At 64.6% G+C, this 14544-nt stretch carries 15 protein-coding genes; 11 read left to right on the top strand and 4 right to left on the bottom strand.

Features of this window, described 5'->3' with window-relative positions; genetic code table 11:
- Positions 1–209 precede the first annotated feature (209 nt).
- From AC3WMU_RS06150 to AC3WMU_RS06135, 4 genes are all read left to right on the top strand, one after another.
- Positions 210–641: a MerR family transcriptional regulator gene (locus AC3WMU_RS06150; RefSeq protein WP_492281983.1), complete on the top strand. Its 432-nt coding sequence runs from the start codon at positions 210–212 to the stop codon at positions 639–641.
- Positions 642–680: 39 nt separating this feature from the next.
- Entirely contained in the window at positions 681–1760 is a 1080-nt protein-coding gene (locus tag AC3WMU_RS06145) for a tyrosine-type recombinase/integrase (RefSeq protein ID WP_492281982.1), read from the top strand.
- Between the two features lie 168 nt (positions 1761–1928).
- On the top strand, positions 1929–3479 hold the full coding sequence (locus AC3WMU_RS06140; RefSeq protein ID WP_006222074.1) for a sensor domain-containing diguanylate cyclase: 1551 nt from the start codon (positions 1929–1931) through the stop codon (positions 3477–3479).
- Between the two features lie 157 nt (positions 3480–3636).
- The gene (locus AC3WMU_RS06135) at positions 3637–5421 is read left to right on the top strand and encodes a GGDEF domain-containing protein (protein ID WP_424626558.1); all 1785 of its coding nucleotides are present in this window, start codon (positions 3637–3639) and stop codon (positions 5419–5421) included.
- Positions 5422–5427: 6 nt separating this feature from the next.
- On the opposite strand, the gene AC3WMU_RS06130 is transcribed toward AC3WMU_RS06135, so the two are convergent.
- The gene (locus AC3WMU_RS06130; RefSeq protein WP_006222076.1) at positions 5428–6162 is read right to left on the bottom strand and encodes a spermine/spermidine synthase domain-containing protein; all 735 of its coding nucleotides are present in this window, start codon (positions 6160–6162) and stop codon (positions 5428–5430) included.
- 282 nt (positions 6163–6444) lie between these two features.
- Complete coding sequence (locus AC3WMU_RS06125) at positions 6445–6597, bottom strand: hypothetical protein (protein ID WP_006222077.1); 153 nt, start codon at positions 6595–6597, stop codon at positions 6445–6447.
- A gap of 384 nt (positions 6598–6981) precedes the next feature.
- Between AC3WMU_RS06125 and AC3WMU_RS06120 the strand changes: the two genes are divergently transcribed.
- On the top strand, positions 6982–7572 hold the full coding sequence (locus AC3WMU_RS06120; protein ID WP_492281981.1) for a TetR/AcrR family transcriptional regulator: 591 nt from the start codon (positions 6982–6984) through the stop codon (positions 7570–7572).
- Between the two features lie 31 nt (positions 7573–7603).
- Positions 7604–8083 carry a nuclear transport factor 2 family protein gene (locus AC3WMU_RS06115; RefSeq protein ID WP_006222079.1) on the top strand — a complete coding sequence of 160 codons (480 nt, stop codon included), beginning with the start codon at positions 7604–7606 and terminating at the stop codon, positions 8081–8083.
- A gap of 30 nt (positions 8084–8113) precedes the next feature.
- Here the strand turns inward: AC3WMU_RS06115 and AC3WMU_RS06110 are convergent, their stop codons facing one another.
- Positions 8114–8599 carry a MarR family winged helix-turn-helix transcriptional regulator gene (locus tag AC3WMU_RS06110; RefSeq protein WP_035212172.1) on the bottom strand — a complete coding sequence of 162 codons (486 nt, stop codon included), beginning with the start codon at positions 8597–8599 and terminating at the stop codon, positions 8114–8116.
- A gap of 73 nt (positions 8600–8672) precedes the next feature.
- On the opposite strand from AC3WMU_RS06110, the gene AC3WMU_RS06105 reads away from it, so the two are divergent.
- The 3 genes from AC3WMU_RS06105 (at position 8673) to AC3WMU_RS06095 (ending at position 12050) form a co-directional block, all read left to right on the top strand.
- Complete coding sequence (locus tag AC3WMU_RS06105) at positions 8673–9881, top strand: MFS transporter (protein WP_052017784.1); 1209 nt, start codon at positions 8673–8675, stop codon at positions 9879–9881.
- Positions 9882–10046: 165 nt separating this feature from the next.
- Positions 10047–10517: a tripartite tricarboxylate transporter TctB family protein gene (locus AC3WMU_RS06100; protein WP_006222082.1), complete on the top strand. Its 471-nt coding sequence runs from the start codon at positions 10047–10049 to the stop codon at positions 10515–10517.
- A 3-nt stretch (positions 10518–10520) separates the two neighbouring features.
- A complete protein-coding gene (locus AC3WMU_RS06095) occupies positions 10521–12050 on the top strand; it encodes a tripartite tricarboxylate transporter permease (RefSeq protein WP_006222083.1) in 1530 nt (509 codons plus the stop codon).
- Positions 12051–12053: 3 nt separating this feature from the next.
- Here the strand turns inward: AC3WMU_RS06095 and AC3WMU_RS06090 are convergent, their stop codons facing one another.
- Entirely contained in the window at positions 12054–12377 is a 324-nt protein-coding gene (locus AC3WMU_RS06090) for an Rdx family protein (RefSeq protein ID WP_006222084.1), read from the bottom strand.
- Positions 12378–12485: 108 nt separating this feature from the next.
- Between AC3WMU_RS06090 and AC3WMU_RS06085 the strand changes: the two genes are divergently transcribed.
- Both AC3WMU_RS06085 and AC3WMU_RS06080 read left to right on the top strand, forming a co-directional pair.
- Positions 12486–13682, top strand: a complete 1197-nt coding sequence (locus AC3WMU_RS06085) for a multidrug effflux MFS transporter (RefSeq protein WP_280026205.1) — start codon at positions 12486–12488, stop codon at positions 13680–13682.
- A 72-nt stretch (positions 13683–13754) separates the two neighbouring features.
- Entirely contained in the window at positions 13755–14543 is a 789-nt protein-coding gene (locus AC3WMU_RS06080) for an enoyl-CoA hydratase (protein ID WP_411431415.1), read from the top strand.
- Position 14544 lies beyond the last annotated feature (1 nt).

The raw sequence follows: 14544 nt of genomic DNA, 5'->3' as shown, positions 1-14544 counted from the left end.
TAATGGAACCTTATCGTGATCTATTTGATTTATATGTAAGATATCATACAGCATACATATAGTTTATGTAATACATAAGAAAAGCTGCGCACAAAAGCCCTAGAAACCAAGACATCGACGCCTAACGCGTCATCAGAACCACGGGCGCTTGACCTTGACCCGATGGAAGGCAGGAAGCTGCGGGTTCATCTCTACGGACAGGAGCCCACATGAACGACCGCACCCACACCCCGCATGCATATGCGACCCCGCCCCGGGCCACGGCTCCGGTGACCGAGCCCCGATGGGAAATCGAAGACGTTACCGCGCGCGCCGACGTCTCTGAACGCCTGGTGCGCCATTGCGAGGCGCGAGGCCTGCTTGCCGGCGCGGCACGCGCGGGCGCATCCCGGCGCCGCTACACGCACGACGACATTTCGGTGCTGCGTTTCGTCAGGCGCACGCACGTACTGGGCTTCGGCATGAACGAGACCGCCCAGTTGCTGTCGTTGTGGCGAGGCGGCCAGACACCGGCGCCGGCCCACATCCTCCACCGCCTGGTCCAGACGTATCCAGACCAGCAACAACCTTCCTGCCCGATCCTGGAGGCATTGATGCAGGCTGGCCGTCAGCAACGCTCAAGCCCTGGTCCTTTGCCCTAAAATGAACGCGCCGATGACACGACCCACGCCCCTCCCCCGATGCAGCTGACCCTGCTTGCCTCGCTGCCTTTGCTGGACCCGCATGCGCTGGACACCCAGGCCGATGCCGCGGTCCGCGGCCTGATGCGGGAGGGCAGCTCGGCCAACACCGCGGCCAGCTATCGCGCCGCCATCCGGTACTGGACCGCCTGGTTCGAGCTGCGTTACGGCCAACGCTTCACCCTGCCCTTGCCCGAGGCGGCCGTCATCCAGTTCGTGGTGGACCACGCCCAACGCTCGACCGACCACGGATTGAAATGGGAGTTGCCGCTGGCGCTGGACCAGGAGCTGGTGCGCCTGAAGGCAAAAGGAAAATTGGGTGCGCCCAGCCTGAATACTTTGCTGCAACGCTTGTCCGTGCTGTCCAAGGCGCACGAGCTGCTCGGCCACCCCAACCCTTGCCGTGCGGCCCCGGTCCGGGAATTGCTGGCCAAGACCCGCCGCGCCTACGCCCGGCGCGGCATGACGCCGGCCAAAAAAGAGGCGCTGACCCGCGAACCCTTGCAGGCCATGCTGGCCACGTGCGACGACACGCTGCGCGGGGTGCGCGACCGGGCCCTGCTGCTGTTCGCGTGGGCAAGCGGCGGCCGCCGCCGTTCGGAAGTGGTGCGCGCAACCGCCGAGAACACGGTGCGTACCAGCGAAGGCTTCCTCTATACCCTGGCGCATTCCAAGACCAATCAATCGGGCGCACAGCGTGCGGACGACCAGAAGCCCATTGTGGGTTCCCCCGCGCAGGCGTTGGACGCATGGCTTGCCGCCAGCGGCATCCGCCAGGGCCCGATCTTTCGCCGCGTGCGCCGAGGCGATGTCATCGGCGAGCCCCTGGCCGCCGCCGCCGTGCGGGACATCGTGCAGGAACGCTGCAAGCTGGCGGGCCTGGAAGGCGACTTCTCGGCGCACAGCCTGCGCTCGGGCTTTGTCACCGAGGCCGGCCGACGCAACGTGCCGCTGGGCGACACGATGGCCATGACCGGCCACGCCAGCGTGGCCACCGTCATGGGCTATTTCCGCGCGGGCGCCGCGGCGCGGTCGCCCGCCGCACGTTTGCTGGACGAGCCGGACGCCGGCGACCTATAGATCGCTGCCTCGGCTGCCGTAATACTTGGCGTGGCGACGCCGCATGATCCTTGTCATGTTTACAATCAGCGGTGCTTGCCCGTGGCACCGCCTGCCGGCATGCGCCCCACCCTTACACCAGCGGCCCGGCGCCGCGCCTGCCCTGGCCCCTAGTCCGCCCAGATCCCAATGCGAATCAACTTACGCGGGCTAGTCCTTGCCCTCACCGTATTCAGCGCCCTTGCCGCCACGGCCAACGCCCTCTACGCCAGCTATCGCGTGCAACGCGACCAGCTCATCATCAATACGTTGGAATCGAACCGCGTCTACGCGGCCAAACTGGCCGAAAGCGCCGGCAACTTCCTGAAGGCGGCGCAACAGCAGCTGGCGTACAGCGCCCGCCACCTGGCGGCGCAGGTCGATGCGCCAGACATTCTTGCGGCGGAAGTCACGCGCGTGCAGGAGCAGACCGACAGCTTCAACTCCGTGGGCATCGTCAGCCAAGACGGCGTCATCCTGGCCACCACGCAGAATTTCCGGAATTTCCTGGGCACCCGCGTCGACAGCCCGGGCAGCCGCGCCGCCCTGCAAGCCCGCCAGCCGGTCATCAGCAAGCCCTATGTGTCGATGGCCGGCAACATGCTCATCAACCTGTCGCATCCCATCTATTCCAACGATGGCCGCTACCAGGGCTATATCGCCGGCACGATTTATCTGCGCAACGAAAGCGCGCTGCAGCAGTTGCTGGGCAAGCACCACTATGAGGATGGCTCGTATCTGTTCGTGGTGGATAGTGACGGCCAATTAATCTATCACGTCGACGCCGCCCGCGTGGGCGAAAACGTCATGCGCAACCCGGTGGTGGCAGCCGTCACCCAAGGCCACGCGGGCGCGCAGCGCGTCGTCAACACCAAGGGCGTGGATATGCTGGCCGGTTATGCGGCCGAACCGATCAGCGGCTGGGGTGTCATCGCGCAGCGGCCCGCCGAGGTTACGCTGCAGCCCATACACGGCCTGATCTGGGCGCTGATCGGCTATGCCGCGCCCTTGGCGGTGGCGTTCCTGCTGGCCATCTGGTGGTGCGCCCGGCTGATTTCGCGGCCCTTGTCGGAACTGGCCACCAACGTCGAACATCAGGACGTGGCGGTGGCGATGCAGCGCGTGCAGTCGATCAAGGCCTGGTACTTCGAAGCCGAACGACTAAAACGCGCGGTGATCTGGAGCTTTACCGCCTTGCAGGAGAAGATCGGCAAGCTGAACCTGGCCAGCATCACCGACCCGTTGACGGGCTTGCGCAACCGGCGCGGCACGCAGGATGCGGTCGAGCACTTGCAGGCCTCGGGTACGCCGTTCGCGGTGGTGGCGCTGGACATCGACCACTTCAAGCGCGTGAACGACACCTACGGCCACACGGCGGGCGATGAGGTAATTCGCGGCATGGCCCAGCTGATGCGCGACTGTTCGCGGCCATCTGACATCCTGTGCCGCAACGGCGGCGAGGAATTCCTGATCCTGCTGCCCAACGTCGGCATCAAGGAGGCCGGCCACGTTGCCGAACGGTTGCGCACGCACCTTGCCGAGCGCCAATTGCACGGCGTGAACGGCATTACGGTTTCGGCCGGCGTCGCGCAGTGGCCGACTTGCGGGCCGGATGTGGGGAAGGTGTTCCAGGCTGCGGACGAAGCGCTGTATGCCGCCAAGCAGCAAGGCCGCAACCGCGTTGTGGTCCACGCGACGTGACGGTGCCCTGCGGAAAACGGCACAATTTTGCGATAGTCGTGCAATGCTTTGTATTTGCGTGAAATACTATTTCTTCGCTTGATCGATTTACGCGTGCCCGAACCAAAGCCCACCCTCGCGCAGGGGTAATTACAGTATTCTGCGCTGCTACGGCTTTATGTTTCCCTGGTCCATCAGCATGCTGCGCCGCGCGTTCGCTCCGAAGTCCCTGGAACGGTATTTTTTGCTACTGGCTGTGGGCGTGTTGTTGCTGGTCTCTCTCCTGACCGGCACCGTGCTATTGCAGAACTGGAAGACCTATTCGTCTTCGTCCGAAGCCCGGGACGCATTCGGCGTGATCCGTGCCACCGTGAAGGTCATGGAACTTGCCTCGGCCGAACGCGGCCCGATGAACGCGGCGCTGGGCGCCGACCTTCCCGTACCCGAATCCACTCTGGCCGCATTGCGCGCGGCCCGCGGCAAGACGGACGCCCAGATTGACCAGCTGCTGGCGCTGTACGCTGCGCCGCTCGATCCTGAAAAAATCGGCGCGCGCGCCGAGATCCAGCGCATCCGCCACGCGCTGTCGCTGGCTCGGATCCAGGCCGACCTCGTGATCACCACGCCGCGCGACCAGTTGACCGGCGACGCCGTCTGGGCGGTCGTCAGCGGCATGGTCCAGCTAATTCCACAATGGCAGGCCAGCATGGGCCGAAAGGTCGGTGTCGCCATGCGCAACGAGGTGGACGCGCCCAGCGTGCTTTCCCTGGCGTTGCTGGCTAGCGAACTGCGGGAACAGGCGGGTTTGCTGGGGTCGATCTTCACGCCCGCGCTGGCCAGGCATCGGACCTTGACCGAGGCGGAGCAATTCCGCATCGAGCGCGTGCGAGGCCGCATTGATGAGCTCTGGACCCTGATCAACTCGCGCATCGCGACGCGGCCCGAGCTGACGGCCTCGCCGATCTACGCACAATTGCAGCAGCGCTACTTCGGTGAAGGCCTCCAGTACCTGGAACAGGTGCGGCAGAATGCCACCGCCCCGTCCCAAGGACTCCAGGTCTCTACCGGGGATCTCGCCGCAACCTACGTGCCGTTGATGGGTTCCATCGTGCAGTTCCGCGACGCCCTGCTCGACACCATCGAACAAAGCATCGAAACGCATCGGACAGACGCCTCGCGGCTGCTGCTGGTGACGCTGGCCGCCACGGCCTTGCTGGTGGCGGCGCTGGCCCTGGCGCTGGTGCAGTTCCGGCGGCGAGTGATCCGCCCCTTCGGCCTGGCCACGCGCATTATCAGCGCCATCGCCAATGGCACGCCGCCGGCACCGATCCCCGTCGGCGCATACCAGGGCGAGGTCGATGAGGTTTTCAGCGCCTTGCGGGTATTGAAAGAGAACTCCGCCATCAAAAAGCGGCTAGAGGCCGAGCGCGACAGGCTGATCATCGACCTGGCCAATCTGGCTGAAACCGACTACCTGACCGGCCTGTTGAACCGGCGCGCCTTCGAGACGCGCTTTGAGATCACCCGCGCCCAATGGCAGAAAGAAGGCCCGGTGCTGGCATTCATCCTGTTCGACATCGACAATTTCAAGAATATCAACGACACCTACGGACACGCCAGCGGAGATATTGCGCTGAAGTCGGTGGCCGCGCTATGCCGCAAGATATGGCGGCAGTCAGATACGGTGGCGCGCGTGGGGGGGGAAGAGTTCGCGGTGCTCTGCCATACCGGCACTGCCGCCGAGGCCGTCGAACTGGCCGAACGCATGCGGCGCGCCATGTCCGCCGAGCCCGTCACGGCCGAAGACGGCGCCGTGTTCACGCTGACGGCCAGTTTCGGCGTCGCGTGCGCGCTGTGGGAGCACGCCGCGGACGCCGGCAAGCTGTTCCACGTGGCCGACGAACTGCTTTATCAAGCCAAGCTGAATGGCCGCAACCAGGTGCTGCACCGCATGCTGGCGTGATCCGCGCTACGCAAGCATGGGCCAGTATGTTGGCGCCAGCCGCAACCACATCTCGGTGCTCATCGCGTCCGGTCTGCGCTTGGGCAAGCCGGTACAGCGCTTGAGCGTGTCTCCCCGGCACGCGAACACGATGCTGTTCGCGCAGGCCCCGTCGCTGACCTCGATCACCGACCCGGCAAAGCGTTGTTTGATGCGGCCGACATAGGTGCCGTAATGGGGATGCGAGGCGTGGAAGTTGCACACCATCATTCCACCAGGCGCCAATGCGTTCAAACAAGCCGCGTAGAACCCATCCGTCGTCAATTGGGCCGGCAGGCCGTTGACGTCGTAGCCGTCGACCAGTACCGCGTCATATTCGTCCTGATATTCGCCAATCAATTTGGCGCCATCGCCCTGCCGGACGGCAAACCGATAGTCGTCCTGCGGCACCTGGAAGGAATCCCGCAACGCGATGACGTGCGGATTGATCTCGAACACGTCGATGCGGGTGGACGGCAGATGCCGGTAGCAGAACTTGGCCAGCGACCCTCCTCCCAGGCCGATCATGGCGATACGCCGCGGCGCCGGCTCGAACAGCAGGAATCCCATCATGATGCGCGTGTATTCCAGGTTGAGCGCTGACGGATCCTTTGTCCACATGCGGCTTTGCACTTCAGCATGCGAGAACATCAGCGACCGCGTGGTCGCCGTGGCATAGATGAAGGGCCTAACCGGTTGAGGGTTCGAAGTGTTTTCAGGCATTCCAAATACTCGCTATCTGCAGGACGTGACAGCCCGCCGCACACGCCGCGCTTGACCGCGCATCGCGCGCCAGCAATCTGCGCGCAGGCAACGCGCCGCCTGCACGCAAAGTGCAAGCGGCGCGCGCGGCAAATACGGGATAAGTCGTCGGGCAAACGGACAAGCTCAAACGGCGCACAAAAGTGCACAAAAAGCACACACAAGGCGCGCCGTTCGGAGCCGGTCGATCAGGATTGAATCAGCCCGCGAATGCGGGCCGAATGACGAGAGTCAGGGAGAAGATCAGGCGGACAGACGGGGTTTATCGGAGTCTTCCGAGGCATCGGTGTCTGCGGGAGCCGCGTCGATTTCCGATTCCGTATGCGCGTCAGGGGCCTTCCAGTTCAAGGGCGGAACCTCGAAGCGCCACTTTTTACCAACGAGTTGATGCGACATGAACGTTCTCCTGTGCAAGGCGCCAGGCTTCCCCCGCGTGAGCAAGTACCTGCCAAATTCAAGCGTGCCAGGAATGCCGTGTCGGGACGCGGGGGAGGCATTCGGAAGTAGGCAGCGCCGGGGTTCGCTTCTTTGCTGTGGTTCTGTACTGCTTCGGTGTGGGTGTAGGTGTGAATGTGCTGCTTTTGTCGTTGCAGCCACAGCAGTGTTGTTATTGTTTGTGCGAATTAAAAGATATTAGCATAATTTTGACAGAAAAAGCAAGCAGATCATGCCACGAAGCCTGGTTATGGTGTATGCGAATAATTCGATTGACGCCGGAGAATGATCGTTCTACCATTCGTGCACCGTAGTGTAGAACGATCATTCTCCCAAAGCGCTTTCATGACATCGACGACAACCGGCACCCTCCCCGATACGCTAGGCCACACGCAGGAACGATTGCTGCGCGCCACCGAAAGCCTTATCTATCAAGGCGGCATCCATGCCACCGGGATGGATCTGATCGTGAAGACATCCGGGGTGGCGCGCAAAAGCCTGTATAAGCACTACCCCACCAAGGACGCGCTGGTGGCGGCGGCCTTGCAAGCGCGCGATGAACGCTGGATGCAGTGGTTCATTACGGCCACGACGCAAGCGGCCACGCCCCGCGCGCGTCTGCTGTCCATCTTCGATGCCTTGCGCGAATGGTTTGCGTCGGAAGGGTTTCGCGGCTGCGCGTTCATCAACGCCGCCGGTGAAATCGGCGACCCTGCGAATCCCATCCGCGAGGTATCCCGCCTGCACAAGGCGCGGCTGCTGGCCCATGTGCTGATGCTGGCGCAAGCCGCAGCGCTGCCCGACCCCAACGAAACGGCGCGCCAGCTGTTGGTGCTGATCGATGGCGCCATCGCCGTCGCACTGGTGACGGGCGACCTGTCGATTACCGACAGCGCCGAACGCGCTGCCGCGGCGCTGCTGCCCGCAAGCGCCTGAACCCTTCCCCCCCACGCAAGAGGCCCATCCCATGACATCGACCCCTGAAGTCCGCCCGCCGCTTCCCCCCTTCACGCACCAAAGCGCCATCCAGAAGGTCCGGCTGGCCGAAGACGGCTGGAACAGCCGCGACCCCGACAAGGTGGCGCTGGCCTACAGTCTGGACACGCATTGGCGCAACCGCGCCGAATTTGTGAAGAGCCGCGATGAAGCCCGCGCCTTCCTGGCGCGCAAGTGGGCCAAAGAGCTGGACTACCGATTGATCAAGGAATTGTGGGCCTATACGGACAATCGCATCGCGGTCCGCTATGCCTATGAATGGCACGACGATTCAGGCAATTGGTTTCGGTCTTACGGCAACGAGAACTGGGAATTCGGCGAAGACGGCCTGATGGTGAACCGCTACGCCTGCATCAACGACCTGCCCATCAAGGAAGCCGACCGCAAGTTCCGGTGGCCGCTGGGCCGCCGCCCGGACGATCATCCCGGATTGTCCGAACTCGGCTTGTAATCCGCTTGCGATCCTGACGTGCGCCACCGCCTATTCGTAAGCCTTCAACAACTTGCCGAGCAGGCGGCTCAACTGCTCCTGCTCGGAGGCGCTTAGCGGCGACAACACTTCCGCCTGGTTGCGCAGATGCGCCACCACGGCTTCGTCGATCAGCTTCAGCCCCGGTTGCGTCAACATCACCAAGGTCGCCCGCCCGTCGTCCGGGTTGGGCGTCCGCACCACCAGACCGGCCTTCTCCAGCCGGTCGATGCGGTTGGTCATGCTGCCGGACGAAATCATGGCGTCTTCGTAGAGCGCCGTAGGCGTCAAGGCATAAGGCTTGCCGCTGCGGCGCAGTGTCGCCAGCACATCGAACTCCCCCGGCTGCAGGCCGAACTGCGCGAATAGCGGATTGATCCGGTCGCGCGTGATCACCAGCGCGCATTCGCCCAAGCGGCCCAGCACGCGCATGGTCGACACATCCAGCTCGGGACGTTCGCGGTTCCATTGCTCTACCGCCCGGCTTGCTCTGTCCACGGTCACTCCCTCCATTTATCTTGACGTGAAGATAAAATACAAATATCTTGATGCCAAGATAGTTTACCGGAACATGCCGCATGCGGCTGCCTGTTCCGGGTTTGGAGCAACCGTGTCTTTCCCCCGTCTCAACGCCTGGCGCATCGCCGCCATCATCCTCGTCGGCTTGAACCTGCGTCCCGTCCTGGCTTCCGTTCCCCCATTGCTGGACTGGATGCAAGCCGCCACCCGCATGTCCGACACCGTCGCCGGCCTGCTGACCGCCCTGCCCGTGTTCGTGATGGGCCTGGGCGCCTTGAGCGTGGCGCCGCTGCGCCGCCTGGTCGGGGAACAACTGGGCGTCGGCCTGGGCCTGGTGCTCGTCACCGCCGCGACCGCGGGCCGCTGGTGGGCCGGGCATACCAGCCTGATGCTGGCCAGCGGCGTCGTTGCCGGCCTGGGCATTGCCGTCACGCAAGCCTTGCTGCCCATCTACATCAAGACCCGATTCGCGGCGGGCAGCAGCGCGATCATGGGCATCTATTCAACGGCGATCATGGGCGGCGCCGCCGTGGCCAGCGTGGCCTCGCCGGTGCTCGCGCAACGCGCCGGCTGGCTGCAGGCGTTGGCGGTCTGGGCCGTGCCCGCCGCCATCGCGCTGGCCGCCTGGTTGCTGGTGAACCGGGCATCGCCGAACCCGTCGGCCGCCCAGGGCGCGGCCAGTCCCATCCGCACGCCGCGCCCGCGCGCCTGGTTGCTGGCGGTGTTCTTCGGTCTGGGCACGGGCGCCTACACGCTGGTGCTGGCGTGGCTGCCGCCCTACTACACCGCGCTGGGCTGGACTCCGGTGTCGGCGGGCCAGTTGCTGGGCGCCGTGACCGCGGCGGAAATCGCTGCAGGCCTCTTGGTGTCGCTATGCATCGGCCGCTTGCCTGACCGCCGGCCGGCGCTGTTCGTGGCGATCGGCGCGCTGTTCCTGGGTTTGATCGGCCTGATCGCGGCGCCCGCCGCCCTGGCTTGGCCTGCGGCCGTGTTGGCGGGGCTGGGCATCGGCGCGCTCTTTCCCTTGTCGTTGATCGTCGCCATGGATCATGCGACAACGCCCGCGGAAGCAGGCCGGCTGGCCTCGTTCGTGCAAGGTGTGGGCTACTTGATCGCTGCGCTCTTTCCATTCGCCGCCGGCCTCATCCGCCAACACCTGGCCGACCTGACGCCTGCGTGGATCCTCATGACGTTGATCTGCCTCGTGCTCTTCGGCATGGCGATTCGCTTCCGTCCGCCATCCGCGGCGCGCGCACCTTAGGGATTTCCCGCGATTTTCCGCATAAATATCGCCCTCGGCCCGATTCTCCGCTTGCCTGAAAGGTGAACGGAAGTTTGGATTTTTAGACTCCCGCATTCATTGCAATGTCAGCTTTTTTTCAGACGTCAGTCAGACAAAAGCACAACAACGGGAGGACTAGACCAAATGCAATCGAAACGCAGCGCCGTCCGGCGCGAGGCGTGGGCCGCCGGCACGATGATCGTGCTGGGCCTGGGCGCTATCGCTCAGGCATCCACATATACGCTAGGCAGCCTTGCGCGCATGGGGCCGGGCATGTTCCCGGCGATTCTGGGCGCCTTGCTGGTGATGCTGGGATTGATCATCGCCAAGATGGCCGCATCCCCTGCCACGGCCGAAGAAGACGCCGAAGAGGTTCCGCCGCCCGAATGGCGCGGCTGGGGCTGCATCATTGGCGGCTTGCTGGCCTTCATCCTGGTCGGCAAGTTCGGCGGCCTGGTGCCTGCCACCTTCGTCCTGGTGTTCATTTCTGCGATGGGCGACCGTCAGCACACGTGGCGCAGCGCCGCCCTGCTTGCCGTGGGCGTGACGATCCTGGGCGTGGCCGTGTTCTCGTGGGCGCTGCAGTTGCAGTTTCCGTTGTTCCGCTGGGGCTGATCGATGGAAATCTTCAATAATCTGATGCACGGGTTTTCGGTCGCGTTCGCGCTGGACAACCTGATGTGGGCCGTGTTTGGCGTGTTCATGGGCAACCTGATCGGCGTACTGCCGGGCATGGGCGTGCTGGCCGCCATTTCCATCCTGCTGCCGTTGACGTACACCATGACGCCGACCGCGGCGCTGGTCATGCTGTCCGGCATCTACTACGGCTCGCAGTATGGCGGCGGCATCACCTCCATCATGCTGAACCTGCCGGGTACCGCGTCGCACGCCGTAGCCTGCCTGGACGGCAATCCGCTGGCGCGCAACGGCAAGGCCGGGTCCGCGCTGTTCATGCTGATGTTCTCGTCGTTCTGCGGCGCGTCGGTCGGCATCCTGGCGATGATCCTGTTCTCGCCGATGCTGGTGGACGTGGCCTTCAAGTTCGGCCCGGCCGAGTATTTCTCCATGATGATGCTGGGCCTGCTGGCCGGCGCCACGTTGGCGAAGGGATCGGCGATCAAAGGCGTGGCAATGGTGGTCGTGGGGCTGCTGCTGGGCGTGGTCGGCACCGACGTCAACACCGGCACGATGCGCTTTCACTTCGGCATCCTCGAGCTCTCCGACGGTTTGCAGATCGTGGCGCTGGCCATGGGCCTGTTCGGCGTGGCGGACTTCCTGAAGAACATCAACCGCATCGGCGGCGACAGCAAGATCACCACCGGCAAGATCAGCATGAAGTCGATGCGGCCCGAAGCCGGCGACATCAAGCAGTCGCGGGGCGCACTGGTGCGCGGCACGGCCATCGGCGCGGCGTTCGGCATCCTGCCGGGCACGGGTCCGACCATCGCATCGTTCATCTCTTACGCGGTGGAAAAGAAGGTCGCACGCGAGCCGCGCCGCTTCGGACGCGGCGCCATTGAAGGGATCGCGGGTCCGGAGGCGGCTACCAGCGCGTCGACGCAGACGAGCTTCATCCCGACGATGAGCCTGGGCATCCCCGGCGATCCGGTGATGGCCCTGATGCTGGGCGCGCTGATCATCCATGGCATCCAGCCGGGTCCGCAGATGATGATCGAACACGCCGACATGTTCTGGGGGCTGATCGCCAGCTTCTGGGTCGGCAACGTGTTGCTGTTGCTGCTGAACCTGCCGCTGATCGGCATGTGGGTGCGTCTGCTGACCGTGCCGTTCCGCTACCTGTTCCCTGCCGCGCTGTTCTTTGTGTGCGTGGGGGTCTACAGCACGAACAACAACCTGTTCGACGTAGGCATGGTGACGGTGTTCGGCGCAGCGGGTTATGCGTTGATCCGCTTGCGGTTTGAACCCGCGCCCTTGCTGCTGGGCTTCGTGCTGGGGCCGATGGTGGAAGAGAACTTCCGCCGCGCCCTGCTGCTGTCTCGCGGTGAACTGTCGATCTTCGTGACGCGCCCGATCAGCCTGGGCTTCATCCTGGCTTGCGTCGCGCTGATCGCGTTGCTGATCGTGTCGGCGGTGCGCCAACGCAACAAGGGACGCGCGGCGCTGCAGGAATCGAAATCCGCCGCGTAGCCGTCAGGCGTCCGGAGGCGCTGCCAGCGGGCCGGCGGTATGACCGTCGATATGGCCTAGCGGGCGCCCCGGATCCAGGCGGTCGCGCACGCGCTGCTTGAGCACCTTGGCTTCGGGGAATCCGCCATCGCTCTTGCGGTCCCAGATCAGATCGCCGTTGTAGGTGATCTGGAAGATGCCGCCGGTGCCGGGCTGCAGGACCACTTCACCCAGGTCGGTCGAAAACGTGGACAGGAGTTCTTGCGCCATCCAACCGGCGCGCAGCAGCCACTGGCACTGCGTGCAGTACAGGATGACGATACGGGGACGAAAGGCGGGGGTGTTCATGGCAATTATTCTACTGTGCCCGCCTTGCGGGGTCCCGGCTTCGGCCGGGCCGCGCATTCATGGATAATGTCGGGTTTTCCCGGGCGTGCAATGCGCCCAGAGCCTGCCATGAAGTCTGCTGCATCTTCCCGAAGCCAACGCTGGCTGATCGGTCTCCTGATGGGACTGGTCACGCTCACGCCGATGGGCATCGACATCTACCTGCCTTCCCTGCCCGCCATGGCCGATGGTTTCGGCCAGCCGGTCAGCGCGCTGCAAGCCAGCATCACCCTGTTCATCTTTGCCGTCGGGGTGGGCCAGATGCTGATCGGCCCCTTGGCCGATCGCTATGGCCGCCGGCCAGTGGCCCTGGGTGGCGCGCTGGCCTATCTGGCCGGTTCTGCGTTGGGCGCGGCGGCCACGTCGCTTGAGGTGTTCTATGCGGCCCGCATCATCCAGGGCCTGGGTGCGTGCTCGGCGTCGCTGGTGGCGTTTGCCGCCGTGCGTGACCGCTTCAGCCCAGCTGTGGGCGCACGCGTCTATAGCTACCTGAACGGGGCGCTGTGCTCCGTGCCTGCGCTGGCGCCCATGCTGGGCGGCGTTCTGGCCGTGCATGCCGGCTGGCGCAGCACTTTCGTGTTCATGGTGGCGTTCGCGCTGGCGCTGGCAGTGCTGCTGGCCAAGCGTTTCGAGGAAACCCGCGCGGCGCCCACGCAGCCCCGCGGCGCGCTCTACAGCCTGCGCCGCTACCTGCCTATCGTGGCCAGCGGCCGGTTCCTGTACTTCGCGATGTTCGGAATGGCGGGCATGGCGATGATCCTCGTGTTCGTCTCGGCGGCGCCGGTGGTGCTGGTGCAGCAGCTGGGATATACCGAGCTGGGCTTTTCCGCCTGGTTCGGCGGCAACGCCGCGATCAACATCGCGGCCTTCTTCCTGGCCCCGACTTTCATCGCGCGCTATGGCCGCCACACCATGGTGCGGGTCGGCATGGCGGCGCTGCTGCTGGCCTCGGCCATGCATGCCGCGGCCTGGGCCTGGGTGCCGTTGTCCGCGTGGATCTTCATGCTGCCCGTCGCCGTCCTGACGGTGGGCTTTTCGCTGGCGCTGGGATCGGGCCTGAGCCTGGCGCTTGAGCCCTTCGCCGAACGCGCCGGCACGGCCGCGGCGGTGTACGGCCTGTTCCAGATGAGCGGCTCGGCCGTCATCGCGACCTTGCTGCTGGACAGCGGCATGGCGCCGCAGGCCGCCATGGCCTTGATCGGCGCCGTGATCGTCGTGCCGCTGCTGTGTCTGTCGCCAGGCATGGCCCGCCGCCTGGCGGCGTGAATCCGCCAAGCGGTGCGCTTGGCGGTATCCTGTCTTCCGTATTCCACCTCGAGACCTGGAGACAACATGGCACTGGATACCTCGGCAGAACAGCCCCTGCTTGAACGCACCGCGGAAAACGGCGTGGTGACGCTGCGCATGAACCGGCCCTCGCAGTTCAACGCCTTGTCCGAAGGACTGTTGGGCGCGCTGCAGCAGGAGATCGATGCGCTGGAGCGCGATGCCGACGTGCGTTGCGTGGTGCTGGAATCTGCGGGCCGCGCGTTCTGCGCCGGCCACGACCTGCGCGAAATGCGCAGCCAACCGTCGTTGGACTATTACCGGGCGCTGTTCCGCAAATGCGGCAGCGTCATGCAAGGTCTGCAGGCCTTGCCCGTGCCCGTCATCGCCAAGGTCCAGGGCATCGCCACCGCCGCGGGCTGCCAACTGGTCGCCAGTTGCGATCTGGCGGTAGCCGCCGACAATGCGCGGTTCGCCGTGTCGGGCATCAACGTCGGCCTGTTCTGCGCAACGCCCGCCGTGGCGCTCAGCCGCAATGTGTCGGCCAAGCGCGCCTTCGAAATGCTGGTGACCGCCCGCTTCATTGATGCGGCGCAGGCCGTGGACTGGGGCTTGATCAACGACGCCGTGCCCGAGGCCGAATTGGATGCGCGGGTGCGCGCCCTGGCGGGCGACATCCTGGCGAAAAGCCCGACCGCCATCCGCTATGGCAAACGCATGTTCTACAAGCAAAGACAGATGGCGCTGGCCGACGCGTACGACTATGCCGGCGACGTGATGGCGCGCAACATGATGGAGGCCGATGCGTGCGAAGGCATCGACGCTTTCCTGCAGAAGCGGCCGCCCCGCTGGCGGTCCTAGC

The sequence above is a fragment of the Achromobacter sp. FW305-C-13 genome (assembly GCF_058783475.1).
Note: the sequence above shows the minus strand (reverse complement) of the source record. Positions and strands in the feature narration are given on the sequence as shown.